Consider the following 24,724-nt stretch of genomic DNA (forward strand, 5'->3'; position numbering starts at 1 on the left):
CTAAATAAAATTTTCGTTACTTTTCTATCAACTCCTCCAACGCTTTTTCTAAGGTAGGATATTGAAATTCGAAACCTGTTTCTTGAATTTTAGTTGCGTCAATTCGAGAGCCTTTCAAAACCAAATCACTCATTTCACCTAACGCTAATTTCATTACAAAAGCAGGAATATTTGGCATAAAAAACGGTTTATTCATTTTTTTCGCTAACATATGATTGAAATTTGAATGATTGATATTTTCTGGTGACGAGGCATTATAACTTCCATTCATTTTTTCATCCTCGACAGCTTGCGCATAAATCTGTAACAAATCCGCATTATGTATCCAAGGCATCCATTGTTTTCCGTCACCTAGATTTGCTCCTACACCAAGTTGAATAGGCTTCTTCAATAATTTGAAACCTTCGCCGTTTTTTGACAAAACCAAAGAAGTTCTAAGACAAACCACTCTTGCACCTATTTTTTCGAACTGATAAGCAGCATTTTCCCATGCGACACAAACTTTACCTAAAAAATCAATATTCGGTTCATCAGACTCTTTGAAAATCATATTCGAAGTAATTTGTCCATAATAAGCTGTTCCAGACGCGGAGATAAAAAATTTCAAATCAATATTCAATTTTTTGACATACTCAAAAAGTAAATTCGCTGTATCAACTCTACTCGAAAAAATTTCTTTTTTGTAAGAATTTGTCCATCTTTTCGCAATTAAGCTTCCAGCCAAATGAATAATTCCATCTAAATTTTCAAAAACTTTTTCATCAATTGTATCTTTATCCCAATGATAAAAAGGATGTTCAATCTCTTTTTCTCTTGTCAAAATGCGAACTTGATGTCCATTTTCAATTAAAATCTTTGTTAATTCTGAACCAATTAATCCACTTCCACCAGTCAATAGAATATTCATACTAAAATTTTTTCCTAATTTAGCTCATTCCAAAAATATAAACCAATGTTTAAAGGTAGATTTCCTTATCTAAAAAGAATGGGGGCTGATGAAGAAAAGAAGCTAAAACAAAAAATATTCGATATAGTTTTTGAAGCTGATACACCTTATGGAAAACTTTTTGACATCTCGTTATTACTTTTAATTTTATTAAGTGTAGGTTTGGTTATGTTGGAGTCTATTCCAGCAATTAATGCGAGACACCATACAGTTTTAGTATCTTTAGAATGGATTTTAACCTTTTTGTTTACTATAGAATATTTATTAAGAATCTATTGTGTTAAAAATCGTTGGCGATATATTTTTAGTTTTTATGGAGTTATTGATTTATTGTCTATTTTACCATTTTATCTTGGTTTAGTTTTACCTACAAGTAAGTACTTAGCAAGTATTCGTATTTTAAGATTGTTACGTATTTTCAGAATTTTTAATCTCACTCGATTTACACGAGGAAAAAATGTATTGATGCTAGGACTGAAAGAAAGTAAAGATAAAATCATTGTTTTCTTATCATTCGTAATATTGATTGTTGTAGTAATCGGTTCTGTCATGTATATGGTTGAACACGATCATCCCGAATCTGGTTTCACAAGCATTCCGATAAGTATTTATTGGGCAATTGTTACCTTAACAACAGTAGGTTATGGAGATATTTCACCTGTTACAGGTTTAGGTCAATTCCTAGCGTCTGTTGTTATGATTATAGGTTATGGTGTAATTGCTGTACCAACAAGTATTATTACAATGGAAATGAATAAAGCTTCCAGAACAAAAGAAGATATTCCTACAAATACGCAAAGATGTCGCAACTGTGGCGATGATTATCACTTAGATGGAGCGATTTATTGCAAAACGTGTGGTCATTTACTAAATGAACCTTAAAATTTATCCAAATTAATAAATCGGTTGTTGTCAATATGATTGACATATTCGTAATTTTTAGTGTAATTAATTGACATATTCAATTCGTAACCAACTAACATCAAAATCACATTGATGTACACAAAAATCATCATAATCATCACTAATCCAAGCGATCCATACAACAAATCGATGTTGGTAAAATAGCTCAAATACGTGTTAAAACCAATAACTGTCAATAAGAATAAAGCAGAAGTTAACAATGCTCCTGGAATTACTGTACTACGCGATTTTTTGTGATTTGGTCCGAAATAATACAACATACACATCGAAACAAAGTAGAAAATAAATACCGAAAAATAATTGATTAAATACGAAAATTGACCAAGTTTAGTCAAATATGAAACATTAGTTAAATATTTCCAAATAATTGATGTCGAATACGATAAAAACACTTGCAACACAATAAAAGCTGTAAAAAACAAGGTTAAAATAATCGAAATCATTCTCGATTTAGAATTTTTTCGTTTCACATAAACATCTTGATACGAGACATTAAATCCATTAATAATTCCTTGGATTCCGTTGGATGACATAAAAATTGTAATCAAAATCAAGAAATAATTCACTTTACGTTTTCCTTGTACAGCCGTCGTTTTATCAATATACGAAATCACTTCGTTACTCACATGTTTAGGTAAAAGTTGGGGAAGAAGTTGCGTAAACAGTAAGTTTTTTATCTCTTGGTAATAAGCCAAATGCGGTAAAACACTGAACAAAAAAAGCAAAAATGGAAACATACTAAAAAATAAAATCCACGAAACTGCCGCCGAACGCAACGGAAAATTACCTTTCATGACGCGAATCCAAAAAACTTTCAAGAAATCATATACCGTGATGCCCGTATTTTTGTTCATCAATTTTGTTTTCGACCAATCTCGAAAATAATTTATTCCTGTATATGTTTTAAAATCTTGTAGAATGCGCATATTTTTGTCTCAATAAATAATTTTGAATGAATATTACGACCATTTGTATCGGTAAAACAGACGAAAAAGCCATCGAAATGCTATTACAAAAGTATGAAAATCGATTGCCTTCGCACATTAATTATCAAAGAATTGAAATTCCTGACATCAAAAATCGTAAAAATTTGTCCGAAATTCAACAAAAACAAAAAGAAGCTGAGCAAATTTTGAGTAAAATCATCAATACAGATTTTGTGATCATTTTGGATGAAAAAGGGAAACAGCCTACTTCGAAGCAATTTGCAGATGATATTCAGAATTACATGAATCAATCTGTCAAAAATCTTGTCTTTGTGATTGGTGGCCCTTATGGTTTTGACGAATCTGTTTATAATCGAGGAAATAAAAAAATGTCTTTATCCAATATGACATTTACGCATCAAATGGTTCGCTTATTTTTAACAGAGCAAATTTACCGAGGATTTAGTATATTGCAGGGTAAACCTTATCATCATGAATAACACCTCTCCGTTTGAAGAATTTGTTCCAAAGCAAGAAAATAAACTAAGTTTTGGCATTGGAAAAGCACTTTTGTATAGCGCAATTGCGGTGATCATCATGCAATTTGCAGGCGGAATTGTTTCTGCTCCAGCACTTTTTTACAAACCGCTTAATCACGTTCTTTTACCATTAGGATTTTTAACAGGAACGGTTTGTGCGATTGTTATTTTATTGATGTTGACACAAACTAAATTTGCATTGATTTTAAAAGATATCAAACATTCTTTTACACCAATTCAACTCATTTTATCAATAGCTTGTTGGTTATTTCTTTTACCTTTAGCCGAGATCGCGACGAGTTTAATTCCGACAACTGGACCTTTAGAAGAAATCTATAAAATCTTTCAAGCTTCTTTTGAAATGATGTTAGATTACAAAATCGCTGGATTTATTATGATTTGTATTTTGGCTCCAATTTTCGAAGAAATTATTTTTAGAGGAATAATCTTGAAAGGAATGCTAAATTTCAATGTAAATCCAACCACTGCAATCTTAATCAATGGATTTATTTTTGGATGTGCACACATGAATCCTTGGCAATTTATAGGCGCTGGACTTTTAGGAATCATTTTTGGAATAGTTTATTATCGTACTAAATCGTTGTTTTTGCCTATGTTACTACATTTCCTAAACAACACACTTTCTTACTCGTTAATGCTAATGCAAGGCGATATGGAAGGCGAAGTTTTTGCACAAAGAGATTATTTATTAATTGGAGGAATGACACTTATCGGAATTTTATCTGTCTATTTATTAATCAAAAAAACAGAACAAAAAACAATATAAATGGAATTAATTTTTGCCACACATAACAACAATAAAGTAAAAGAAGTTACAAAAATGTTACCTTCTTACCTATCGATGAAATCGTTGACTGATATTAATTTCTTTGATGAAATTGAAGAAACTGGAACAACTTTCGAAGAAAATGCACAACTGAAAGCGAAAACTATTTTCGATAAAACTGGAAAAAATATCTTTGCAGATGATTCTGGATTAGTGATAGAAGCGTTAGATGGCGCTCCTGGTGTATATTCTGCTCGATATGCTGGTACAGGAAAAGACGAAGATAATATTGCAAAAGCGTTGAAAGAATTGGAAGGAAAAACGAATCGAAAAGCGTATTTTATTTCTATTTTCTGTTTAATTTTGGATGGAAAGGAATATTTTTTCGAGGGTCGAGTAAACGGAACTATTGCAACTGAAATTATGGGAGACAATGGTTTTGGCTACGATCCGATTTTTATTCCTGATGGTTTTTCAAAATCTTTTGCGCAAATGTCTCCTGAAGAAAAAAATGCAATTAGCCACCGAGGAAAAGCTGTCGAAAAATTAAACGATTTTTTAACTAATCTAAACGTAAATTGAGTTTACAACTAACAATATTAGGATTTAATTCGGCATTACCAACGGCTTTCACGCATCCAACCGCTCAATTATTAAACATCGCAGAACGCTATTTTTTGATTGATTGCGGAGAAGGAACACAAGTACAATTGCGAAAAGCGAAGGCAAAATTCAACCGAATAAATCACATTTTTATATCGCATTTGCACGGCGATCATGTTTTTGGATTGATTGGATTAATTTCTACACTTCAATTACTTGGTCGCGATATGCCTTTGTACATCCATGGTCCGAAAGGAATTGAGGAATTTATTACGACACAATTACGTTTAACAGAATCTAATAATTCATTCGAGATTATTTTCAATGAATTACATACAAAAGAATCTGTTTTAGTTTTTGAAGATGATAAAGTTGAAGTGTATTCTATTCCGCTAAATCACCGAGTTTATACAAATGGTTATCTTTTTCGAGAAAAACCAAAACCTCGAAAATTGAACATGGATACAATTGAAGAATTTCCTGAAATTGAAATCTGCGATTATCAAAATTTGAAAAATGGAAAAGATTTTACGTTAGAATCTGGAGAAATAATTCCGAATGATTATTTAACGTTTGATGCGCAAAAATCATTAAGTTACGCGTTTTGTTCGGACACAAAATATAAACCAGATATTGTTCCAATTATAAAAGGTGTCGATTTGTTGTATCACGAATCAACATTTTTACACGAATTGAAAGATTTAGCGGTTTACACAGGGCATACAACTGCAAAAGAAGCTGGAATGATTGCGAAACAAGCCAATGTAAAAAAATTAATTTTAGGTCATTTCTCTAATCGTTATCACGATTATAAACCTTTGTTAATAGAAGCGCAAGAAGAATTCACGAATACCTCTTTACCTGAGTTGTTGAAAACAATAAAAATAGAAAGTCTCTAATCAAAATATAAAAAATCCGTTCGAATAGTCGACTGCAAAAGAAGCTGGAATGATTGCGAAACAAGCCAATGTAAAGAAATTAATTTTAGGTCATTTCTCTAATCGTTATCACGATTATAAACCTTTGTTAATCGAAGCGCAAGAAGAATTTACGAATACTGTTTTACCAGAATTGTTAAAAACTATAAAAATTGAAAGTTTGTAATCAAAATATTAAAAAATCCGTTCGGTAATTCGAACGGATTTTTTTGTTTACGAAACTACTTCTATCAAACTACCTTTTTCTTCGTCTTTTGTAATTTGAAGCGCAACAGGAATTCTATCTTTTAATTCATCAACGTGAGAAATAATACCGACAATTCGATTCTCTTTTTGCAAACTCATCAACGTTTCAAACACAATATTTACAGCATCTGCATCTTGCGTTCCAAAACCTTCATCAATAAAAAAGAAGTTTTTTTCTGACTTCGCATTTGTTTGCACACTTTCTGCCAAAGCCAAAGCTAAACTCAACGAAACTTGAAAAGATTGTCCTCCAGAAAGCGTTTTCACACTACGTGAACGCCCTTCATTCAAATAATCTATAATCTCAAAATCATTGTTGTCATTCATTTGTAAACTCAATTGATTTCTCGTCATTCGATGAAATCGCACATTTGCGTTATCACATAATTGTTTCAAATAAATAGACGAAACATATTGCACAAATCCAGCTGAATTAAACAAATTTCGCATCGTTTGTAAATTCGTCGCTCGTTTTTGTAATTTTTCCAATTCAATTAACAAATCTTTCTTTTCTGCAAAAGATTTATTTAATCGCTCAATTTCAGTTTTTATTTTTGTTACAATTTCGCTCGCTTCTTTTAATTGATTTGTTACAAAAATTAATTTTTCTTCTTGAGTTTTATAAATCGTTTCATCAAAAGAAACTTCCGCTAATTTTTGCTCTAATTCTTGAATTGAACTTTTTAATGTTTCGAACAAAATTCTAAAATCTTCTAATTCTTTTCTGATTTCAGAAACATTAAACTGTTGATTTAAAACTAATTGAACTTCTTCAATATTTTGTATTTGATTTTTTTCTAATGATTTTTCTAATTGATTTTGATTAATAGCCAATTCTTCTTTCAACTCAATGATTTGTTTTTCAATCAATTCGATTGAAGTTTTTTGAGAAGCTAATTTTGGATTTAATTGATTTAAACTTTCTATAAATTGAATATAATTTTGTTCAATTTTCGCATTATTAAGTTTTAAATCATTCAAATTCTGTAGCACATTTTCTGTTGTTTTACTTTGAAAATCTTCAAAATTCAATACTTTTAAATTTGCTTGATTTTGCTTGATTTGCGAAGCTTTTTCAGTTTCTTCTAATCTAAATTTTTCTAAAGCATTTTTATATTTTTCAACAGATTGACGTTCTTTTTCTAAAGTTTCGCGAAAAGTTTCAATCTCTTTATTTTTATCCGAAATTGTTTTATCCAAAGCAATAGCTGCTTTCTTTTTTTCTTCAAACAATTCAACATTTTTTGGATCAAAATCTATCCAAACAAACAAATTCAAATGATTTTCTTGTTCAATTTTCAACTCATTCAAAACTTGATTTTCTTGTTCAATTTGTTTTTCAATAAACTGTTTTTGATCAATATTTTTTTGAACTTCATTTTGTTTTTTCTGAAGTGATTTTAACTTTTCATCAATTTGATTTAATTCATTATCTACAATTTCAAATTTCGTTGAAATATCATCAATCTCAACAATATTTGGATGCTCTAAAGCGCCACAAAGCGGACAAGATTCACCTTCGTGTAAATTATGTGCAAAATGTGCCAACTTTTGCTGAACTTCTAGTTCATTTTTCTGTTTTTCAGTTGATTTTTTAGCTAATTCAAGCTTTTCAAATTCAGAATTAAACCAATTTTCAAAACTTGAAATCTCAATATTTTTTGTTTTTAATTGAGTTTCAAAAACATTAATTTGTTGCTTTTGTTCTTCTATTTTAGATTGTTGTTTCTGAATAGATTGCTGTAAATTTTGATTCTGAACAAACCAATTTCCTACTTCCATCAAAGTCTGAGAATCTATTTTTGACTCAGCTAAAGTTTTGACTTCTTTTTCAGATGATTTGATTGAAGCTTCAATTTTTTGTTCATTTTTCTGAACCTCTTCAACTTCTCTCAAACCTTTTGCTGTTCTCACTTTTAACTTTTCTATTTCCTCTGAAAAAGTTAAAATCTGAACAATTAATTCTAAATCCGTTTCTTCTTTTCGTTTTATTGGTAAAGCTTCATAATCAGTTTTAATCGCTTCAATTTGGTTCGAAATTTCTTTGATTTGATTTTCGATTAAAGCCAATTGTTTTTGTTGATTCTCAACTGAAATTGACTTTTCTTCAATCTGATTTGAAACTTTTTTATGATTTTCTAAAAGTTGAGAAAACACATTAAAAATCAATTCATAGCGCTCTATTTCAACTTTACGTTGATCCATCTCATTTTTCTGAACTGAAACTTTTTCGAATTCAATTTTCTTTTGATTTAACGTCTCAAAATCTGATTTCAACGCTTTTAAACGTTGAAATGATTCATTCAATTGATTATATTCTTCTTGAACTTGATTGGTAACTTTTGTTTGCTCAATCAAATTATCTTCAAGCTCTTTTATTCTTTCTTCCGAAACTTCTTCAAATCCAGATAATTTTCCTTCAAATTGATTCAGATTCGTTAAGTTTTGAGAATTTAAAGCCGCAACTTTATCTTGTAAATCATAACGATGAAGTCCAAAAATTTCCTTCATCATTTGTGTTCGATCTTTAGCGCCCAACTCAATAAACTCCTTGAATTGTCCTTGCGGAATAATAATTGTTCGCTTGAAATTTTCGTAGCTCAACCCAATTATTTCCTCTGCTTTTGAATGATTAAGCGGAATCCATTCATTGTCTTTTTGCTCATAAAAAACAACTGTTGGCGATTTTACATCTTCAAAACGTTTCGAATTTCGTTTAAATTCGCGCGTTGCTCTAAATAATTTTTGTTCAAAATTATAGAAATCAAACTCGATATATGACAAATTCGATTTCAAATTCATCATATTATAAGCGCGTTTATCTTTGGAATTTAAACGCTCTGTTTCTCCATACAAAACGTACATAATCGCTTCCAAAATTGACGATTTCCCTGAACCTACATTCCCAAAAATTCCAAATAATCCTGCTTCAGTTAATTCAGAAAAGTCAATTGTTTGGCGCTCTTGGTATGAATAAAGTCCTTCTATGGTTAATTTTACTGGAATCATTTTTTAAGTTTAAGGTTTAGATTAAGGATAAGATTTCTTGATATCATAATATAACTTCAAAAAATAATCAATTTAACTATTTAAAATTTCGTTAAACAAATCCTTTATTTCGTCGTTTGGTTCTTGATTTCCATTCTTCGATTTGAAATAATCTGTAAACAATTCTTTCATATCTTTTGATTGATCTGCAAACTTATATTCAATCGTTTCAATTTCTTGATTTTTAACTTTCGGAATCAAATGAATAATTCCATCATGTGATTGATAAATCAATTTTCGTTCATCAGCTTTCAAAAAAGAATCACTTTCTAAAGTCAATTCAACCAACGCATTTTGATTTTCATTCAACCATTCTACAGCAATATTTATATCATCAAAAGTTTTTCGAATAAGTGGTTTTCCGTTCTTTAATTCAACTTTATGATAAGAAATAGTTTGATTTGGCTCAGCTTCAATAATCGAAACATATTTGGTTTGACCAGCTTCGGAAAAGCTATAACACAAAGGCGAAGAGCTATACACAACAGGCTTTATTTCCGTTCCGATATTCTTAAAACCATGCAAATGTCCCAAAGCTGTATATTGAATTTGAGGCGGAATAGCTTCGGAAAAAATCATGTCTGCATTTCCAATTTTAATCGGTTTTTCACCTTCTGGTTCCTCTAAAATTTCAGCACCTTTTTGGTTCATATACAGATGCGCCATCAACAAATTAACTCCATTTTCGTCACAATATTCATTCGCAATATTTTTCCAATTTGTCGCTAAAACTTCATTCAAAGCTTCTTCTTTATTCTCTCCAAAATATTGTTTCAAACGGATTTCGTTTGCATAAGGCGTGTGGATAATTCGAATCGGAAAATCGAAAGAATTTAATTTCAATTCAATCATTCCTTCTACAGATTTCGAAATTTTGAAATCATTTAATTCAAATTCCTGAATTTTTGCATTTGGATATCCAATCAAAATAATTCCACATTCACGTGCCAACGGATCTGGCGCATCAATCAAACTTGGAGAATCGTGATTACCAGAAATCGCTATAACAGGACGTTTTCCGTTATTCGAAAATCTTTTTAATGTTTTATAAAATAATTCTACAGCTTCTACACTTGGATTAAAATTATCAAATAAATCGCCCGCAATAAGTACCAAATCGACTTGTTGTTGATCTGCAACTTCGACAATTTCATTCATCACTAAGATTTGTTCTTCTAACCGCGAAAAACTATCTAATTTTTTGCCCAAATGCCAATCGGCTGTATGTAGAATTTTTATCATTATTCTTCCGTTTCTGGTTTATTTTTATCGTTAAATTTCTGATTAATTGCTTTCAATCGAGCTTTTCGTTCGGCTTCAGCTTCTTGCGTTTTACGCTTCTTTTGATCTAACTTTTTCTTGTGCGCTTTTTTATTTGCGTCTGTATTTCTACTCATTTCTATTTGGTTTAAAATTAATTTTTCTCCACGCCAAATGATGTCGCAAAGTTAGATTAAATGATAAAGAATTGTAAAACTTTTGTCCAACTAAATTGAAATTATTAACTTGGGTAGAAAGTAATCGAATTTATTAATTTTAAAACATTTATAATGGGAAAAGGCGATAAAAAATCGAGAAGAGGAAAAATTGTGAATGGCTCTTATGGTGTAAAACGACCGAGACATAAGTATTATTATGAGGAAGATGTGGTTGAAGAAAAACCAACCAAAAAAGCTAAAAAGTAATTTTTTTGAAGCTGAAAATCACGATTGATTTTCAGCTTTTTTATTTTATTGAATTTTTAGACATTCTAACAAAAGTCATTGAATACAAAATCAACAACCTCATTATATTTGCCGAAACAAAAATAACATGAAAGCAATTTTATTTGCCTTATTTCTATTATTGAATACTACAATTTTTGCTCAATCTCTTGAAATAAAATCACCAAATGAACTTCCTAAAAATGATCAACGTACAAAGATATTTTTGGGAGGAACGATTGATATGGGAAATTCTGAAGATTGGCAAGCGAAAGTTTCAAAAGAATTAAAAAATGAAAAAGTCATCTTGCTAAATCCTCGTCGTGATGATTGGAATACTGCTTGGAAACCTGTAAAAGAAGAGCCCGAATTTCGCAAACAAGTGGAGTGGGAATTGAATGCATTGGAAAACGCAGACTATATTATTATGTTTTTGGGAAAAGATTCTAAAAGTCCGATTAGTTTGTTGGAAATGGGATTGTATGCAAAAAGTGGAAAACTTTTGGTGATTTGTCCAGATGGTTTTTGGCGAAAAGGGAATGTTGATATTACGGCAGAAAAATATGGTGTGAAACAATTTGATTCAATAGAAAATGTGTTGGATTATTTAAAAAATATTCTAAAATAAATAATTAAAAAAGAGAGATTTAAGTTGAAACATGAAAGGTTTAACATATAATTTTATTTCTCAAAATCTTATTTTAAAAATTTATGTTTTAGCTTTGAAACCGCTTTAATAGTAAGTTTTAGAGATTATGAAACATAATGATTTGGAAATTAATCGGTTGATTGAACGATTAGAATCTTTAGGAATTTTGGTCGAAAAAATCGAGAGTTCTGGTTTTGGTAGCATGTTAAATTTTGAAATGATTTATCAACTTCCTGAACAAAATATTTCTAATGCAATCAATTTTAGACGTTTTGATATACAAGATGTTTATCTTTATTTCAAAGAAGCTGTTAACCAAAAAGGAGATTTACTTTTTATAGAATAAACGAAAAATGCTCAAGAATTTGAGCATTTTTTTATTTCAATTTTTGTAAGTCATTAACCGTATAAAACTTCATATCATTGTTCTTTACAAACTTGCAAATCTCTTCTAAGGTTTTAAATTCAGTTTCATAATTATTAGTTGCTTTTGCAACTGTTTTATGCGCATAAAAAACGACTATCTTATTGTTATCCTTTGCGTATTGCAACAACGAAATAAAATAAGGTACACTAAAATGCGCGTAACTATTATCGATTCCTAAACCAAAAAATAACGGTTTATTTTGATAATAACAGTTCTGAAAATTAGGTGCTTCGTTTCCATAAGTTGTTCCTCTTAATGTTTTAAAATGATTGAAAAGTAATTGATCCGATTCTACACTTCGATCGCCATAAGGATAAGAAAAATCGGTTACATCAAGACCTTTGTTTTTCATCAAAGTTAGCATTGGAGCGATTTCTTTATCAATAAATTCTTTTCCTCCAAATTCTTTTATATACTTTGTTGTATGAACGTGATTTAAACCATGCGCAGCAATCTCATTTCCGTTTTGTTGCAGATAAGTTAACTCACGTATTTGACTCTCCGAAAGCTTATCAAAATGCGTTACATAGAACGTTCCTTTCCAATTGTATTGTTTCAATTTTATATTCGCATTGAACCATTCGTCCACATAATCATCATCAAACGTAAGCACCACTCCTGCTCTATTTGTAGATTTTTTTGGTTCTTTTATCGCATCTTCTTCGTGTGTACAGCTATTCAACACAAAAATTGAAATTAAGCAAATAAAATAATAATTAAGTTTTAGCATTCTTTATCAGTAAGTTTTAGTACTTAAATATATCGAAAAAGTAACTGCTAAAATGAGAAATTTTTAAAATTAAGCAAATCTTAATTTTAGATCATTTTGAAGTGATTTAAAACAAAAAAACCACTCAAAATTGAGTGGTTTAGAAAATACTATAGTGTAATTTATATCTGCTGATACATAAAGTTTTCACCTAAATAAACGCGACGAACATCTTCATCATTTGCTAATTCTTCTGGCGAACCTTCTTTCAAGATTTTACCTTCGAACATAATATACGTTTTATCGGTAATTGCAAGCGTTTGCGATACATTATGATCGGTAATTAAGATTCCGATATTTTTATCTTTTAACGAACGTACAATCTTCTGAATATCCTCAACCGCAATTGGGTCAACTCCAGCAAAAGGCTCATCTAATAAGATAAAATTAGGTTCTGTTGCCAAACAACGTGCAATTTCGCAACGACGACGCTCACCTCCAGAAAGTAAATCTCCACGATTTTTACGAACATGCTCTAACGAAAACTCTTCAATCAAAGCATCTGTACGCATTTGTTGTTCTTTTTTGGAATGTTTCGTGAATTGTAAAACAGATTTGATGTTATCTTCTACAGAAAGTTTACGAAAAACAGAGGCTTCTTGCGCCAAATATCCAATACCTTTTTGCGCGCGTTTGTACATCGCATCGTTTGTGATATCTTGTTTATCTAAAAAAACTTTTCCTTGCGTAGCCTTTACTAAACCAACAATCATATAGAAAGAAGTCGTTTTACCAGCACCATTTGGTCCTAATAATCCAATAATTTCTCCTTGTTCTACTTGAAAAGACACATTTTTTACGACGTGTTTTTTACCGTAATCTTTTACTAAATTCTGACCTTTTAATACAATTCCCATATCGCTTCAAAGATAGGATTTTTGTTATTTAATCGAGTTAATAATATCATATTTTGTGATGATATGATATTTTCCGTTTTCTAATTCTATTAAAACAGCTTGATTATCCTTTGTAATTAACTTCGAAACTTCTTCAATAGATGTTCCTGCTTTAACAACTGGATAAGGTTTTCCCATAATTTCATGAACAGGTTTTTCAGCAACATTTCTATCTTCTAAAAATGCTTGAAACAAATCTGATTCATCCAAAGAACCAACAATTCCATTTACATCCATTACTGGAATTTGAGAAATTTTGAAACGACGCATACGATCAATTGCATGAGAAGCCAATTCCTCTGTACGAACCGTTACCAAAGGTTTATCGACATGCTCTTTAATCAAATCTACAGCAGTTTTGATTTCTTCGTCCAAATATCCTCTATCACGCATCCAATCATCATTAAAGATTTTTCCTACGTAACGAGAACCTGAATCGTGGAATAAAACAACAACAACATCATCTGGTCCGAATTCGTCTTTCATTTGCAATAATCCTTTGATCGCAGAACCCGAAGACATTCCGACAAACAAACCTTCTTCTAAAGCTAAACGACGCGTATAAACCGCTGCATCTTTATCAGTCACTTTTGTAAATCCATCAATGATATCAAAATCTACATTTTCAGGTAAAATATCTTCACCAATTCCTTCTGTTACATAAGAATACACTTCATTTTCGTCGAAAATTCCGGTTTCTTTATATTTTTTGAAAACTGATCCATACGTATCAACTCCCCAAATTTTAATGTTAGGATTTTTTTCTTTCAAGTATTTTCCAACACCTGAAATTGTTCCTCCAGTTCCTACTCCAACAATAAAATGCGTTACTTTTCCTTCTGTCTGTTCCCAAATTTCTGGTCCAGTTTGCTCATAATTCGCTTGTGCATTCGATGGATTATCGTACTGATTGACATACCAACCATTCGGCGTTTCTTGTGCCAAACGTTTCGAAACTGAATAATAAGAACGTGGATCATCTGGCTCAACATCTGTAGGACAAACGACAACTTTTGCTCCAACAGCGCGCAAAATATCCATTTTCTCTTTCGATTGTTTGTCTGTAATCACACAAATTAATTTGTAACCTTTGATCACAGCAGCCAAAGCTAACCCCATTCCTGTGTTACCAGAAGTACCTTCGATAATTGTACCTCCAGGAACTAAACGACCATCTTTTTCGGCATCTTCGACCATTTTCAATGCCATACGATCTTTACAAGAATGACCAGGGTTAAAATATTCAACTTTTGCTAAAACTGTACATGGTAAATCCTTTGTAATCTTATTAATTTTAACCAAAGGTGTATTCCCAATCGTTTCTAATATATTGTTTGCGTATTTCATTTTTTTCTAACTTTTAAATTAAAACATTAAATTTTATCTAAAATTAATCGCTTTTGCAGGTGTAATTTTAGATATCATATACGATGGCAAAAGTAATACAATTGCACAAACTAATAACGCTCCTGCATTCAATAAAACAATTGTGCCAAAATCTAAATAAACTGGAGCTGTTGATAAATAATAGTTTTCTGCCGGAAGTTTGATAATTCCGAAATATTTCTGAATGAATAATAATCCAAGTCCAATTGCATTTCCAGCAATTAATCCTGGCAACATAATAAATAATGCGTAATTGATGAATAATTTTCGAATTCGCCAATTTGTTGCACCAAATGCTTTTAAAATTCCGATTGAATGTGTTCGTTCTAAAATTAAAATCAATAAAACCATCACCATATTAATCACCACGACAAAAAGCATGATAAAAAGAATAATGACAATATTTTTATCGAAAATAGAAATCCAATCGTTAATCTGAGCAAAAGAAGCCGTAGCCGATTCTGCATACAAATTGTATGGAATATTTTCTTGCACACGCTTTGCAATTGGGTCAATATTTTCGACATCGTTTACAAATAATTCAAATCCACCAACAGTTGTCGAATCCCAACGATTAAGACGTTGTACATGCTTGATGTCACCAAACATAATTTGATCGTCAAAATTTTTGATGTCTGTTTTGAATAATCCAGAAATGGTAAATCGACGATAAATTGGCTTCGTATCCTCTTGAATAAAATACATCACAAACGAACTATCCACATCCAATTTCATTTCGTCCGCAATCTTTTTCGATAATAAAACCTCATCCATTATCGAATCTTTATTGATTCGTGGAAAATGTCCTTTTACCATAAATTTCTCGAAACGAACCGAATCATAATCTGTTCCAACTCCTTTGAACACAACACCACTAAAGTTTTCATCCGTTCGGATTACACCACTTTTATTAGCAATTGCTTGTACATGTTCTATTTCTGGAATTGATTTAAACTTTGGATAAAAAGCTTGATGAAGTGATAATGAATCAGAATTTAATGACGTATTACTATTGTAGTTTCTAATCGTAATATGACCATTAAAATCGGCCAACTTTTCTTTGATTGCCTTTCTTGCACCAACACCAGTCGAAATCGTCACCAAAGAAACAATCAACCCTAATGCTACCGCAATTTGACCTACTCGAATAATAATACTCGATAAGTTATTTTTAGTATTTTTACCAAGCGCAATTTTTTTTGAAAACCACCAAGAAAAACTCAAATTATATATTTTTTATAAGATTAAAACTAACTTTAGGCTTTAAATTCGCCTAAATTCAAATGATTCAAAACGAAATGAAAAACTTTGTCAAATATACATCAATTGGTTTACTTAGTTCAGTTATTTTTTTCGGCTTTTCTACTCCAATTTTAGCTCAAAATAATACATCAAAAACGATAGAAAATCATTCAACTATTCTTGTTGGAGCAGAAAATACAGCTAACTATCTTTCGAAATTAAAAGGTAAAAAAGTTGGATTAATTTCTAATCAAACAGGAATTGTAACCATTAATGGAACTACGATGCATACAGTTGATTTGTTATTAAAAAATAACATCAATGTGGTTAAACTTTATTCCCCAGAACACGGTTTTCGTGGAGATGCTGATGCTGGCGCTAAGGTAAAATCTGGTGTTGATGCTAAAACTAACTTGCCAATTATTTCGCTTTATGGTGATAATAAAAAACCAAAAGCAAATCAGATTGCTGATGTAGATGTTTTGGTTTTTGATATGCAAGATGTTGGTGCGCGTTTTTACACTTACATTTCTACTTTGCATTATGTTTTGGAGGCTGCGGCTGAAAATGGCAAGAAAGTAATTGTGTTAGACAGACCAAATCCGAACGGACATTATGTGGACGGACCTGTGATGAAAAACGAGTATAAATCCTTTGTTGGAATGCACAATGTTCCGATTGTTTATGGAATGACGATTGGCGAATATGCGCAAATGATCAACGGTGAAGGTTGGTTAGCAAATGGTATAAAAGCAGATTTGGAAATTATTTCATTGATCAATTATACCCATCAATCCAAGTACAATTTACCAGTAAAACCATCACCAAATTTACCAAATGCTCACGCGATAAATTTATATCCAAGCACCTGTTTGTTTGAAGGGACAAACGTTAACGAAGGTCGTGGAACAGATATTCAGTTTCAGGTTTATGGTTCACCATTCCTAAAAAATATGCCTTATCAATATACGCCAACTTCAAAACCTGGTGCAACAAGTCCAAAATTCAAAGATGAAGTTTGTTATGGCGAGGATTTATCGGATGTTCCGTATCAATCTTCCATCAATTTGAAATGGTTAATCAATGCGTATAAAAACAATACGAAGCAACCTTTTTGGACGATGAATGGTAAAAAATTGTGGATTGATCAACTTTCTGGAACTGATGAATTGCGCAAACAAATAGAAGCAGGTTTATCAGAAGAAGAAATAAAAGCAACTTGGCAAAAAGATTTAGAAGCTTTCAAGAAGATAAGAGCAAAATATTTGATTTATAATTAAATTAATGCAAGTTAAAAGAAGCGTTCTTCAAAAACTGTCTACAAATGAATTAAATTCTTACATCAAAGATGATTCTAGATTTGTTCCTGAAGCAATAGAAATGGCTTTCGAAATTTTAAAAAATGAACGAAATGTTCAGTTTTCTGAAATCGAAACAACTCGAATTAAAAATTTAATTTCATCTAAAATTATTTATCACGAAAAAGAAGAAAAGAAGAATTCTTTCGAGCCAAATTTAGTTGAAGATATTGAAGAAAATAATGAGGTTCCGAAACTTCATACTATAACTGAAATTGTTTTTCATTCAAGCGTATTTTTTTCTTTTATTGGAGCTGTATTATTGTATAAAAATCTAAAAAAAATTAAAGACATAATACGCTTTCATTATGTTATTTTAGCTCTTTTTAGCCTTTCGATGTTAGTTTTTGATTATTATTTATACGAATATATAGTTAATCATCAAGAAGAATTATCACATATTAAATACAAACGTTTTGGTAATTTCGGGATATTTATAACAATTCGTGGAATAGCAAATTTGATTCTTATTAGCTTGATATGGAATTACTTTTTTGGAAAAGATTTTAAGTATAGAGAATTAAAATAATAAAAAAACGGAAGTCAAATTTGACTTCCGTTTTTATGTTTTAGAATGATTATTTTTCTCCGACAACCACAGAAATAGATTCACCCAATTCTTTTACTTTTTCATATAATTTTGTAGAACCTTTTTCAAACTCTATCGAAATTTTTCCTTCACGAGCCTTTATTTCTAAAGATTCTCCTTCTCTCCAAACATAGTTTTTTCCTTCAGTCGTTGGCTTTCCAAAAGATTTCTCTATTTCATTTATTGCAGCTTTAGATTTTGGTTTATCAAAAATTGCCGAATACGAATAAACTTCGTTGCTATCGCTCACATTTATCGAAACTGTAGAATGAGTTGTTGTCCCCGATGTTTTTGTTTTCGTGACCGCAGTTGCAGTCTGGGCTTGACAAGTAAAAGCTGTTATCAAAATAGCTCCAATTAATAGTATCTTTTTCATATTTTTATTTTTTATAAAATTCTGAAAAAGATTAATTTGCGTAGGTTAATGAACGGTTAACGAAGCGTTAACACAAAAAAAGCTACAAAATAATTGTAGCTCATTTTTTACGTATTCGTATTATTTATATTTTTTGTCGCAAGAATTTTGTCTCCAAGATTTTTAATTTTATCCACAACTTCTTGATTATCGGTACTTTTTTGAATCTCCATTTTAAGCGAATTATCATTCAAAATAATTTCAAAACTTCCTCGTCCAGTCCAGATATAACCAGAGTCTTCTAAAGTTCCTTCACCAAATTCTTTCTCGATTGTTTTCTTGATAATATCTTTTATATTCGAATTAAAGGTTCCTTTCATCGAGTAATAAGACTCCGTATTATTCGCTCTCAATTGTGCAAAAACTGCAAACGTTGATAACAATAAGAACAAGCTTAAATATTTTTTCATATTAATTTATTTAGGTTTATTGATTAAATATCACAAAAAATAAATTAATAGTCGTTTATTAAATACTTAAATTAATAATTCAATGCTTTTGTAATCGTTGTTCCTAATTCTTTTATTTGCTGATAAATGCTTTCTGTATCGCTACTTTTTACAAGATTTATTTTTAACTGATAATCAGACAAGATAATTTCATAACTTCCATTTCGATTCCAAACCAAATCTCCTCCACTCAAATTTCCTTTTCCGAATTGTGTTTCAATCAACTCTTTTACCATATCATTTTGTTGCGGATGAAAAACTGCTTTGTATGTATACGACATTGGATTGTCGTTCAAGGCGTAATTCTTGGTTGTAATCAATGTATTTTTTGGTCCTGGATTGATAATAATTTCAGTTAATTCTTTCTCTAAATTCAGAAATTGCTGATAAAATGAATCATCAGAATTATTTTTCATTAGAAAAAATTCTACTTGATCTTTCTTCAACGTAATATCATAATCAGCCGTTTTCCAATCAAAATTATCTGTTTTTAACGTTGGTTCTCCAAAATATTTTTCGATACTTTTCTTAATATTTGCTCGCTTATTCAGCGTAAAAACTCCATGATACGAAAATGTATTTGCTTTGTCATTTACAACATAAAATTTCTCTGTAATCAAGCGATGTTTAAAAACGGGTTGACTGACAATTGTCGATAAATCCTTTCCTAATGCTTTCACTTTTTCATACAAAGCCTGATTATCATTGCTTTTTCCGAAGTTTATATTCACATCATTTTCTCGTACAACAATTTCATAACTTCCATTATAATTCCAAACCAAATCATTTTTGTTGACTTTTGGCGCTTTAAATTCAGACGAAATTCGATTTATAATTGCTTCTTTAGAACCCGAATCGAAAACCGCTTTGTACGTATAAGAAACTTGCGAATCGTTCTCTATAAATGATTTATTGTAATTTGTTTGAGCTGTGGCAAAAAGAGAAAATGATAAAGAAATTAAAAATAAATATTTTTTCATTTAAGGTTTATTATTAAACGATAAATATCTAAAATTTTCAGCAGAAAAACATCTTATAATTTGTTTAATATTTCAATCGTTAAGAATTCTCCTGTCATCGAATCAAAAGAGAATAAACAATTTAAACGACTATAATCATTTGCTAAACGATTTGGATCATTATTAATAATTCTTTGATAATCATTACTTTTACGAACTTGAGTTTCATCAATATTTCGATTCAAATCAAAAATATTTTGACCTTCATAAACCTTACAAATTGGATTTGGAGAAAGATAAAACTTAATCGAAACAATCATTTCATCAACAATTTTCACCGAAATTCCATGCTGTTTGTACAACACAATTTTTCCTTGAGGAATATTTTGCTCTGAAATATCAGATTCAAATTCAGTTTGAAATGATTGAAATAATTTGTCATTCATCGATTTTCCGATCAAAGAAAAATACTGATTTGGATTGGCTTGAAATAAGTTTGTCATATTTTATAGAATTGATTTCATAAAAAAACCTTTCCAAAAATAGAAAGGTTTTGATTAATTATTGATTTAAAAATCTTAGTTTTCTTTCAAATAAACTCCGTCAGCCTCAAAATTATATTGCAACTGAGGTTTTGTAATTTTCGCAATTTCTTCTTTCGATTGTCCTGCATCTTCTGCATAATGGCGCAATTTCTCAACAGAAATTTCATTTACAAAAGCTTTTCCGTGCACGACAACATTCGCTTTTTCACCATCTAAAGGCATAAAAAAACCATAATCTTTGAAACGCACAAACGACTGTTCTTCGCCTTTTCCAAGATCAACTTTCATCCAACAACCTTTCTTTTTGCAAACAGATTCTATCGTCGAAACAAACTGAACATTTTCCAAAGAATCACCACTTTTCATGTTATCGTATAACTTTCCAAGTTCGTTTTTCGTCAATGTATTTTTGATATCAAACGATTCTCCATACACTTGATACGCATATAAATCGTCTATTTTTGCCGTTCCGTTATCTAAAATTTTTGATTGAGATTTAGAAGCTTTTTCAGTTTTAACCTTGGTATCTTTTTTCGTTTGAGCATTAGTTGTCAAAGCAAAAGATGTTAAGACACAAAAAGTTAATATATATTTTTTCATATTAATTTTATTTAGTTCAAATTTAAATAATTATCCATCAATAATTTAATATTTGGATAAGAATTTTCTAATAACTCAGGAATTTCATTCTCTTTTTTCCATTCAACCGACTCAATTCCTTCTTCAGTTTGTGGCAAAGGCAATTCAACACCGTCATAAAAAACTTCGAACCAAAATGTTTCTTTGATAATATATTCTCTCAAAAAATAAATGTGAAAAGTTGGCATTAAAAATCGTTTCAACTCCAAATTTGTCAAACTACATTCTTCTTCAATTTCGCGAATTGCAGATTGTTCTCTCGATTCTCCTTTCTCCATTTTACCTTTTGGCAAATCCCATTTTCCAAGTCTAAAAATGAACAAATAATCGTCTTGCGGATTACGAACAATTCCGCCCGCAGCTTGTATATGTTTGTAATATTTTAAGAATTTCGTCCAAACATCATCAATATCTTCACTAAAAATATTGACTAAAGTTGCTGCTTTTGATGATAATAAATGAAAAGATTCATCAAATTGAGCTTCATTTTGAAACAAAATATTTTTTGCTTCTGGATTAGATTGGTTGCTGAAAGTTAACAAACTTTCATTAAAAAAAACTTTGTACATTTGAACGATTTGTTACAAATTTATAAAAAACTCACAAGGATATGAAGGTAAATACAAATAAAGTCCGTTTTGCAAAAAATCAACAAGAAGCATACACTTTTTTGTTGGATATGAAGAATTATGAGCAATTGATGCCAGAGGATACAAAATCGTTTGAAATTCACGAATCTGGAAAAGGATTTACGGTTGGTGTTGGTGCTTTACCAAAGGTTGGAATGCGTTTGAAAGAGACAGTTGAGCCATCGAAAATTGTTTTCGAATCTCCTGCACCTGCTTTTGAATATACTTTGACAATTTCTATTGATGCTGTTGATGAGAATTCGTCTGATGTTACGTTAGATTTTGATGGAAATTTCAATATGATGATCGAAATGATGGCAAAAAAACCATTGACATCTTTCATTGAAACTATTGCAGAAAATTTAGGAAAAATAGGCTAAGACTATTTTTCGATAAATAAAATTCCTAAAACTGTTAAATAAACTTTATATTTTAAAGTTATTTAGCAGTTTTTTTATCTAAATTATTTTTTATGAAACACTTTTATTCAAAAATAATTCTCCTACTCTTTTTTACTTTTACACTAAATAGTTTTTTATTTGGTCAATATATTCTGGTAGATACATCTTTATCGAAAGAAGAATTAATTGATAAATTTATTGGAACAAACACAGGTTGTATTACTATTTCTAATATTAATATTTCTGGATACAATAGATCTTATGATGAAATAAGCTATGGTTATTTTACAAAAGGAACTAGTAATTTTGATCTTTCCGAAGGAATTATTTTATCTACTGGAAAAGCAAAAGCTGCTGAAGGTCCAAATGCTACTTTACAAAGTTTTTATGGAATTAATTGGGGAGGAGATCAAGACTTAATTGATATTTTGATACAATCTAATTTACCTCATGACAAAATTTTAAATGCTACATCTCTCGAATTTGATTTTGTATCAAACCTTACAACAGATCAAATTAGTTTCGAGTACATGTTTCTTTCAGAAGAATATCGAATTGATAATTGTGATTATTCTGATGCTTTTGCCTTCTTAATCAAAAAAGCAGATAATTCTGAACCTTATCAAAACATTGCATTAATTCCAAATACAACTATTCCTGTAACAACTAAAACAATTAATGGAGCAGATAGATGTAAAAGTTTCCAAGAATATTTTGGAGGGTTTAATTCTAGGAATAGTCCAACAAATTTCAATGGACAAACAAAAGTTTTGAAAGCAAATGCACAAATTGTAGCAGGCGTAAAATACCACATAAAATTGGTAATTGCTGACCATGGAGATAGTTATGGCCTTTATGATTCTGCTGTTTTCTTGAAAGCTGGAAGTTTTGTAGGATCAAAAAGTTTAGGTTCTGATGTTGTATTATGTCCTGGAAAATCTGAAACAATAGATGCGACAACTACAAATGCTACAGCTTATAAATGGTACAAAGATGGTGTGGAAATTAGTGGTGAAACAAATGCAACATTAGTGGTAAATGAAACAGGTTATTACGAAGTAGAAATCACATTGAATACTGGTTGTTCTTTGAAAGGTCATATTAATGTTTCTGTACAAGAAGAACCGCAAATTTATCAAGATCGTTTTTCTATTTGTGATGATGATTTAGATGGAAAAACACAAATAAATTTAGACGAATATACTGATCGAATTGTAGAAGATTATTATTCTGCTCATCAAGTGAAATATTTTGATACCGAACAAGATGCTAAAGATAATATTTCTGCAGGAATAACGAATTTTGAACTAAATGGAATTCAGACATCTAAAGAAGTTTGGATTCGTGTTCAAATCGGGACTTGTGATCCAGTTATAAAAAAAATTACTTTTACATTAAATAATCTAAGTATTGCAAACATAATTCCTCCAATAGAAATTTGTGACGAGGATTTAAGTAACGATGAAGAAATTGTTTTATCCGATTATATTGATGACTTGATTACGAATATATACGGATCTCCAACTTATTATTTAAGCGAAGCTGATGCAAAAAATAGTCGAAATGCAATCAGCGCGACACAAATAATAAATTCAGATCAAACATTTTGGGTAAGATTTAAACAAAATGGTTTATGCGAAAATGTTGCTCCAATTCATTTTATTTTCAAACAATCTGGAAAATCATCAACCTTAAAAGATGTTACAATTTGCAAAGGAACAACGACTACTTTGGATGCAAGTACAGGATTTGACACTTACGAATGGTTGCATAATGGTAATAAAAATCAATCTATTACAAATGTTTCTGTTGGAACTTATTATGTAAAATTAGGATTAAATGGTTGTTTTTATACCCAAGAAGTAAAAGTTATTGAAGCCGAAGATCCAATTATTCAATCCATCGAAATTCAAGGTTCTACGGTGACTATAAAAGTTACTGGATCTACACCGCCATATCTGTATTCGTTGGATAATGGTGCTTTTCAATCTTCAAATATTTTCACAAATGTAACTTTAGGAATTCATACAGTTTATGTAAAATCTGCGGCTAATTGTACGCCTATTTCGAAAGAATTTTCGCTGATTAAACTAATCAATTTTATTTCTCCAAATGGTGATGGTAAAAATGACGTGTTGGATTATTCTCAATTAAAAAGTAAAATCAATCCGAAATTTGTCATTTATAATCGAAAAGGAAAATTATTATTTACAGGTTCTGAAGCTAATAATTATACATGGGATGGAAAACTGAATGGGCAAACACTTCCTTCTGATAGTTATTGGTATATTATCGAATGGACTGAACCAAATTCAACTCAAATCCAAAAATTTGAAGATTGGATTTTATTAAAAAGTACTTATTAATGGATAATTGGATAAATTTCCCAAAAAAGGATTTGGTGCTCGAAATTTATTTTTCGGAACAAAATATGGAAGACGAAACTTTATTATTTTGGAATGAAATTAAAATCTCTCCTGAAATATGGAAATGTAATGATGTTATTGAGGATAATTTTTGGGTCGTTGCTTTATGTGAAAATTATTTGATTTGGTACAATGATATCGAAGAAGGTTTTAATGTTTCGAGATTCAAAATTAAGGGCGAAATAATAGAATATAACGCTTCTAAAAATGAATTAGATTTAGCAATTGAAACTTTAAAAAATATAATCAATAAAAAAGGAACATCAAATTGATGTTCCTTTTTAT

Annotated in this window: 29 protein-coding genes; 14 read left to right on the plus strand and 15 right to left on the minus strand. The window is 30.3% G+C overall.

The window, feature by feature from the left end:
* Positions 1-16 precede the first annotated feature (16 nt).
* Positions 17-907, minus strand: a complete 891-nt coding sequence (locus tag HXZ74_RS04180; protein WP_286473988.1) for a TIGR01777 family oxidoreductase — start codon at positions 905-907, stop codon at positions 17-19.
* Between the two features lie 45 nt (positions 908-952).
* On the opposite strand from HXZ74_RS04180, the gene HXZ74_RS04185 reads away from it, so the two are divergent.
* Positions 953-1,828, plus strand: coding sequence for an ion transporter (locus HXZ74_RS04185; RefSeq protein ID WP_286473991.1), 876 nt, complete (start codon positions 953-955; stop codon positions 1,826-1,828).
* Here the strand turns inward: HXZ74_RS04185 and HXZ74_RS04190 are convergent.
* Positions 1,825-2,796, minus strand: a complete 972-nt coding sequence (locus HXZ74_RS04190) for a YihY/virulence factor BrkB family protein (RefSeq protein WP_286473993.1) — start codon at positions 2,794-2,796, stop codon at positions 1,825-1,827. The two genes, HXZ74_RS04185 and HXZ74_RS04190, sit on opposite strands and share 4 nt — an antisense overlap.
* A gap of 26 nt (positions 2,797-2,822) precedes the next feature.
* Here HXZ74_RS04190 and rlmH point away from each other — a divergent pair, with 26 nt between their 5' ends.
* From rlmH to HXZ74_RS04215, 5 genes are read left to right on the plus strand one after another with little or no spacing between them, the layout of a single operon-like run.
* Positions 2,823-3,296 carry a 23S rRNA (pseudouridine(1915)-N(3))-methyltransferase RlmH gene (gene rlmH / locus HXZ74_RS04195; protein WP_286473996.1) on the plus strand — a complete coding sequence of 158 codons (474 nt, stop codon included), beginning with the start codon at positions 2,823-2,825 and terminating at the stop codon, positions 3,294-3,296.
* A complete protein-coding gene (locus tag HXZ74_RS04200; protein WP_286473999.1) occupies positions 3,289-4,122 on the plus strand; it encodes a CPBP family intramembrane glutamic endopeptidase in 834 nt (277 codons plus the stop codon). The genes rlmH and HXZ74_RS04200 overlap by 8 nt, the downstream gene beginning before the upstream one ends.
* Positions 4,123-4,704: an RdgB/HAM1 family non-canonical purine NTP pyrophosphatase gene (gene rdgB / locus HXZ74_RS04205; protein WP_125348823.1), complete on the plus strand. Its 582-nt coding sequence runs from the start codon at positions 4,123-4,125 to the stop codon at positions 4,702-4,704.
* Positions 4,701-5,624 (plus strand): ribonuclease Z, encoded by a 924-nt coding sequence (locus HXZ74_RS04210; RefSeq protein WP_286474002.1) that lies wholly within the window; start codon positions 4,701-4,703, stop codon positions 5,622-5,624. Before rdgB ends, HXZ74_RS04210 begins: the two co-directional genes overlap by 4 nt.
* Positions 5,625-5,673: 49 nt before the next feature.
* Positions 5,674-5,829 (plus strand): hypothetical protein, encoded by a 156-nt coding sequence (locus HXZ74_RS04215; RefSeq protein WP_260392482.1) that lies wholly within the window; start codon positions 5,674-5,676, stop codon positions 5,827-5,829.
* A gap of 47 nt (positions 5,830-5,876) precedes the next feature.
* On the opposite strand, the gene HXZ74_RS04220 is transcribed toward HXZ74_RS04215, so the two are convergent.
* The 3 genes from HXZ74_RS04220 to HXZ74_RS04230 form a co-directional block, all read right to left on the minus strand.
* Positions 5,877-8,918, minus strand: coding sequence for an AAA family ATPase (locus tag HXZ74_RS04220; protein ID WP_286474005.1), 3,042 nt, complete (start codon positions 8,916-8,918; stop codon positions 5,877-5,879).
* Between the two features lie 72 nt (positions 8,919-8,990).
* Positions 8,991-10,196: a metallophosphoesterase family protein gene (locus tag HXZ74_RS04225; RefSeq protein ID WP_286474215.1), complete on the minus strand. Its 1,206-nt coding sequence runs from the start codon at positions 10,194-10,196 to the stop codon at positions 8,991-8,993.
* A gap of 2 nt (positions 10,197-10,198) precedes the next feature.
* Complete coding sequence (locus HXZ74_RS04230; RefSeq protein WP_286474007.1) at positions 10,199-10,354, minus strand: hypothetical protein; 156 nt, start codon at positions 10,352-10,354, stop codon at positions 10,199-10,201.
* 153 nt (positions 10,355-10,507) lie between these two features.
* Between HXZ74_RS04230 and HXZ74_RS04235 the strand changes: the two genes are divergently transcribed.
* The 3 genes from HXZ74_RS04235 (at position 10,508) to HXZ74_RS04245 (ending at position 11,655) form a co-directional block, all read left to right on the plus strand.
* Entirely contained in the window at positions 10,508-10,642 is a 135-nt protein-coding gene (locus tag HXZ74_RS04235) for a 30S ribosomal protein THX (protein WP_219033578.1), read from the plus strand.
* A gap of 127 nt (positions 10,643-10,769) precedes the next feature.
* The gene (locus tag HXZ74_RS04240; protein WP_286474010.1) at positions 10,770-11,288 is read left to right on the plus strand and encodes a nucleoside 2-deoxyribosyltransferase domain-containing protein; all 519 of its coding nucleotides are present in this window, start codon (positions 10,770-10,772) and stop codon (positions 11,286-11,288) included.
* Between the two features lie 127 nt (positions 11,289-11,415).
* Positions 11,416-11,655, plus strand: a complete 240-nt coding sequence (locus HXZ74_RS04245; protein ID WP_038334521.1) for a hypothetical protein — start codon at positions 11,416-11,418, stop codon at positions 11,653-11,655.
* A 31-nt stretch (positions 11,656-11,686) separates the two neighbouring features.
* Here the strand turns inward: HXZ74_RS04245 and HXZ74_RS04250 are convergent, their stop codons facing one another.
* The 4 genes from HXZ74_RS04250 to HXZ74_RS04265 all read right to left on the minus strand — a co-directional run bounded on the left by HXZ74_RS04250 (position 11,687) and on the right by HXZ74_RS04265 (position 16,011).
* A complete protein-coding gene (locus HXZ74_RS04250; protein ID WP_038334520.1) occupies positions 11,687-12,466 on the minus strand; it encodes a polysaccharide deacetylase family protein in 780 nt (259 codons plus the stop codon).
* A gap of 161 nt (positions 12,467-12,627) precedes the next feature.
* A complete protein-coding gene (gene lptB / locus HXZ74_RS04255; RefSeq protein WP_125348857.1) occupies positions 12,628-13,356 on the minus strand; it encodes an LPS export ABC transporter ATP-binding protein in 729 nt (242 codons plus the stop codon).
* A 30-nt stretch (positions 13,357-13,386) separates the two neighbouring features.
* Complete coding sequence (locus tag HXZ74_RS04260) at positions 13,387-14,748, minus strand: pyridoxal-phosphate dependent enzyme (protein ID WP_280035549.1); 1,362 nt, start codon at positions 14,746-14,748, stop codon at positions 13,387-13,389.
* A gap of 33 nt (positions 14,749-14,781) precedes the next feature.
* Positions 14,782-16,011 (minus strand): ABC transporter permease, encoded by a 1,230-nt coding sequence (locus HXZ74_RS04265; RefSeq protein WP_038334518.1) that lies wholly within the window; start codon positions 16,009-16,011, stop codon positions 14,782-14,784.
* A gap of 74 nt (positions 16,012-16,085) precedes the next feature.
* Here HXZ74_RS04265 and HXZ74_RS04270 point away from each other — a divergent pair, with 74 nt between their 5' ends.
* Positions 16,086-17,309: an exo-beta-N-acetylmuramidase NamZ family protein gene (locus HXZ74_RS04270; protein ID WP_286474013.1), complete on the plus strand. Its 1,224-nt coding sequence runs from the start codon at positions 16,086-16,088 to the stop codon at positions 17,307-17,309.
* 4 nt (positions 17,310-17,313) lie between these two features.
* Complete coding sequence (locus HXZ74_RS04275; protein ID WP_038334516.1) at positions 17,314-17,916, plus strand: hypothetical protein; 603 nt, start codon at positions 17,314-17,316, stop codon at positions 17,914-17,916.
* Positions 17,917-17,965: 49 nt separating this feature from the next.
* On the opposite strand, the gene HXZ74_RS04280 is transcribed toward HXZ74_RS04275, so the two are convergent.
* The 6 genes from HXZ74_RS04280 to HXZ74_RS04305 all read right to left on the minus strand — a co-directional run bounded on the left by HXZ74_RS04280 (position 17,966) and on the right by HXZ74_RS04305 (position 21,552).
* Positions 17,966-18,352 (minus strand): hypothetical protein, encoded by a 387-nt coding sequence (locus tag HXZ74_RS04280; protein ID WP_038334515.1) that lies wholly within the window; start codon positions 18,350-18,352, stop codon positions 17,966-17,968.
* Positions 18,353-18,459: 107 nt separating this feature from the next.
* Positions 18,460-18,801: a hypothetical protein gene (locus HXZ74_RS04285; protein ID WP_038334514.1), complete on the minus strand. Its 342-nt coding sequence runs from the start codon at positions 18,799-18,801 to the stop codon at positions 18,460-18,462.
* Between the two features lie 71 nt (positions 18,802-18,872).
* Entirely contained in the window at positions 18,873-19,820 is a 948-nt protein-coding gene (locus HXZ74_RS04290; protein WP_038334513.1) for a hypothetical protein, read from the minus strand.
* A 53-nt stretch (positions 19,821-19,873) separates the two neighbouring features.
* Positions 19,874-20,302: a hypothetical protein gene (locus tag HXZ74_RS04295; protein ID WP_286474014.1), complete on the minus strand. Its 429-nt coding sequence runs from the start codon at positions 20,300-20,302 to the stop codon at positions 19,874-19,876.
* 75 nt (positions 20,303-20,377) lie between these two features.
* Positions 20,378-20,944 carry a DUF4920 domain-containing protein gene (locus HXZ74_RS04300; protein WP_286474017.1) on the minus strand — a complete coding sequence of 189 codons (567 nt, stop codon included), beginning with the start codon at positions 20,942-20,944 and terminating at the stop codon, positions 20,378-20,380.
* 11 nt (positions 20,945-20,955) lie between these two features.
* Positions 20,956-21,552 (minus strand): NUDIX hydrolase, encoded by a 597-nt coding sequence (locus HXZ74_RS04305; protein WP_280062542.1) that lies wholly within the window; start codon positions 21,550-21,552, stop codon positions 20,956-20,958.
* A gap of 41 nt (positions 21,553-21,593) precedes the next feature.
* On the opposite strand from HXZ74_RS04305, the gene HXZ74_RS04310 reads away from it, so the two are divergent.
* The 3 genes from HXZ74_RS04310 (at position 21,594) to HXZ74_RS04320 (ending at position 24,711) form a co-directional block, all read left to right on the plus strand.
* Complete coding sequence (locus HXZ74_RS04310; protein ID WP_038334509.1) at positions 21,594-21,992, plus strand: hypothetical protein; 399 nt, start codon at positions 21,594-21,596, stop codon at positions 21,990-21,992.
* 92 nt (positions 21,993-22,084) lie between these two features.
* Positions 22,085-24,379 (plus strand): choice-of-anchor L domain-containing protein, encoded by a 2,295-nt coding sequence (locus HXZ74_RS04315; protein ID WP_280062543.1) that lies wholly within the window; start codon positions 22,085-22,087, stop codon positions 24,377-24,379.
* Positions 24,379-24,711 (plus strand): hypothetical protein, encoded by a 333-nt coding sequence (locus HXZ74_RS04320; protein ID WP_286474019.1) that lies wholly within the window; start codon positions 24,379-24,381, stop codon positions 24,709-24,711. The genes HXZ74_RS04315 and HXZ74_RS04320 overlap by 1 nt, the downstream gene beginning before the upstream one ends.
* Positions 24,712-24,724: the final 13 nt, after the last annotated feature.

Source organism: Empedobacter sp. R750 (assembly GCF_030324345.1).
Taxonomy (GTDB): domain Bacteria; phylum Bacteroidota; class Bacteroidia; order Flavobacteriales; family Weeksellaceae; genus Empedobacter; species Empedobacter falsenii_C.

Excerpts from the sequence above, each read along its gene's own strand:
- HXZ74_RS04180 (WP_286473988.1), bottom strand. The coding sequence starts at position 907 with ATGAATATTCTATTGACTGGTGGAAGTGGATTAATTGGTTCAGAATTA.
- HXZ74_RS04185 (WP_286473991.1), top strand. The coding sequence starts at position 953 with ATGTTTAAAGGTAGATTTCCTTATCTAAAAAGAATGGGGGCTGATGAA.
- HXZ74_RS04190 (WP_286473993.1), bottom strand. The coding sequence starts at position 2,796 with ATGCGCATTCTACAAGATTTTAAAACATATACAGGAATAAATTATTTT.
- rlmH (WP_286473996.1), top strand. The coding sequence starts at position 2,823 with ATGAATATTACGACCATTTGTATCGGTAAAACAGACGAAAAAGCCATC.
- HXZ74_RS04200 (WP_286473999.1), top strand. The coding sequence starts at position 3,289 with ATGAATAACACCTCTCCGTTTGAAGAATTTGTTCCAAAGCAAGAAAAT.
- rdgB (WP_125348823.1), top strand. The coding sequence starts at position 4,123 with ATGGAATTAATTTTTGCCACACATAACAACAATAAAGTAAAAGAAGTT.
- HXZ74_RS04215 (WP_260392482.1), top strand. The coding sequence starts at position 5,674 with ATGATTGCGAAACAAGCCAATGTAAAGAAATTAATTTTAGGTCATTTC.
- HXZ74_RS04220 (WP_286474005.1), bottom strand. The coding sequence starts at position 8,918 with ATGATTCCAGTAAAATTAACCATAGAAGGACTTTATTCATACCAAGAG.
- HXZ74_RS04230 (WP_286474007.1), bottom strand. The coding sequence starts at position 10,354 with ATGAGTAGAAATACAGACGCAAATAAAAAAGCGCACAAGAAAAAGTTA.
- HXZ74_RS04235 (WP_219033578.1), top strand. The coding sequence starts at position 10,508 with ATGGGAAAAGGCGATAAAAAATCGAGAAGAGGAAAAATTGTGAATGGC.
- HXZ74_RS04240 (WP_286474010.1), top strand. The coding sequence starts at position 10,770 with ATGAAAGCAATTTTATTTGCCTTATTTCTATTATTGAATACTACAATT.
- HXZ74_RS04245 (WP_038334521.1), top strand. The coding sequence starts at position 11,416 with ATGAAACATAATGATTTGGAAATTAATCGGTTGATTGAACGATTAGAA.
- HXZ74_RS04250 (WP_038334520.1), bottom strand. The coding sequence starts at position 12,466 with ATGCTAAAACTTAATTATTATTTTATTTGCTTAATTTCAATTTTTGTG.
- HXZ74_RS04260 (WP_280035549.1), bottom strand. The coding sequence starts at position 14,748 with ATGAAATACGCAAACAATATATTAGAAACGATTGGGAATACACCTTTG.
- HXZ74_RS04270 (WP_286474013.1), top strand. The coding sequence starts at position 16,086 with ATGAAAAACTTTGTCAAATATACATCAATTGGTTTACTTAGTTCAGTT.
- HXZ74_RS04275 (WP_038334516.1), top strand. The coding sequence starts at position 17,314 with ATGCAAGTTAAAAGAAGCGTTCTTCAAAAACTGTCTACAAATGAATTA.
- HXZ74_RS04280 (WP_038334515.1), bottom strand. The coding sequence starts at position 18,352 with ATGAAAAAGATACTATTAATTGGAGCTATTTTGATAACAGCTTTTACT.
- HXZ74_RS04285 (WP_038334514.1), bottom strand. The coding sequence starts at position 18,801 with ATGAAAAAATATTTAAGCTTGTTCTTATTGTTATCAACGTTTGCAGTT.
- HXZ74_RS04290 (WP_038334513.1), bottom strand. The coding sequence starts at position 19,820 with ATGAAAAAATATTTATTTTTAATTTCTTTATCATTTTCTCTTTTTGCC.
- HXZ74_RS04295 (WP_286474014.1), bottom strand. The coding sequence starts at position 20,302 with ATGACAAACTTATTTCAAGCCAATCCAAATCAGTATTTTTCTTTGATC.
- HXZ74_RS04300 (WP_286474017.1), bottom strand. The coding sequence starts at position 20,944 with ATGAAAAAATATATATTAACTTTTTGTGTCTTAACATCTTTTGCTTTG.
- HXZ74_RS04305 (WP_280062542.1), bottom strand. The coding sequence starts at position 21,552 with ATGTACAAAGTTTTTTTTAATGAAAGTTTGTTAACTTTCAGCAACCAA.
- HXZ74_RS04310 (WP_038334509.1), top strand. The coding sequence starts at position 21,594 with ATGAAGGTAAATACAAATAAAGTCCGTTTTGCAAAAAATCAACAAGAA.
- HXZ74_RS04315 (WP_280062543.1), top strand. The coding sequence starts at position 22,085 with ATGAAACACTTTTATTCAAAAATAATTCTCCTACTCTTTTTTACTTTT.
- HXZ74_RS04320 (WP_286474019.1), top strand. The coding sequence starts at position 24,379 with ATGGATAATTGGATAAATTTCCCAAAAAAGGATTTGGTGCTCGAAATT.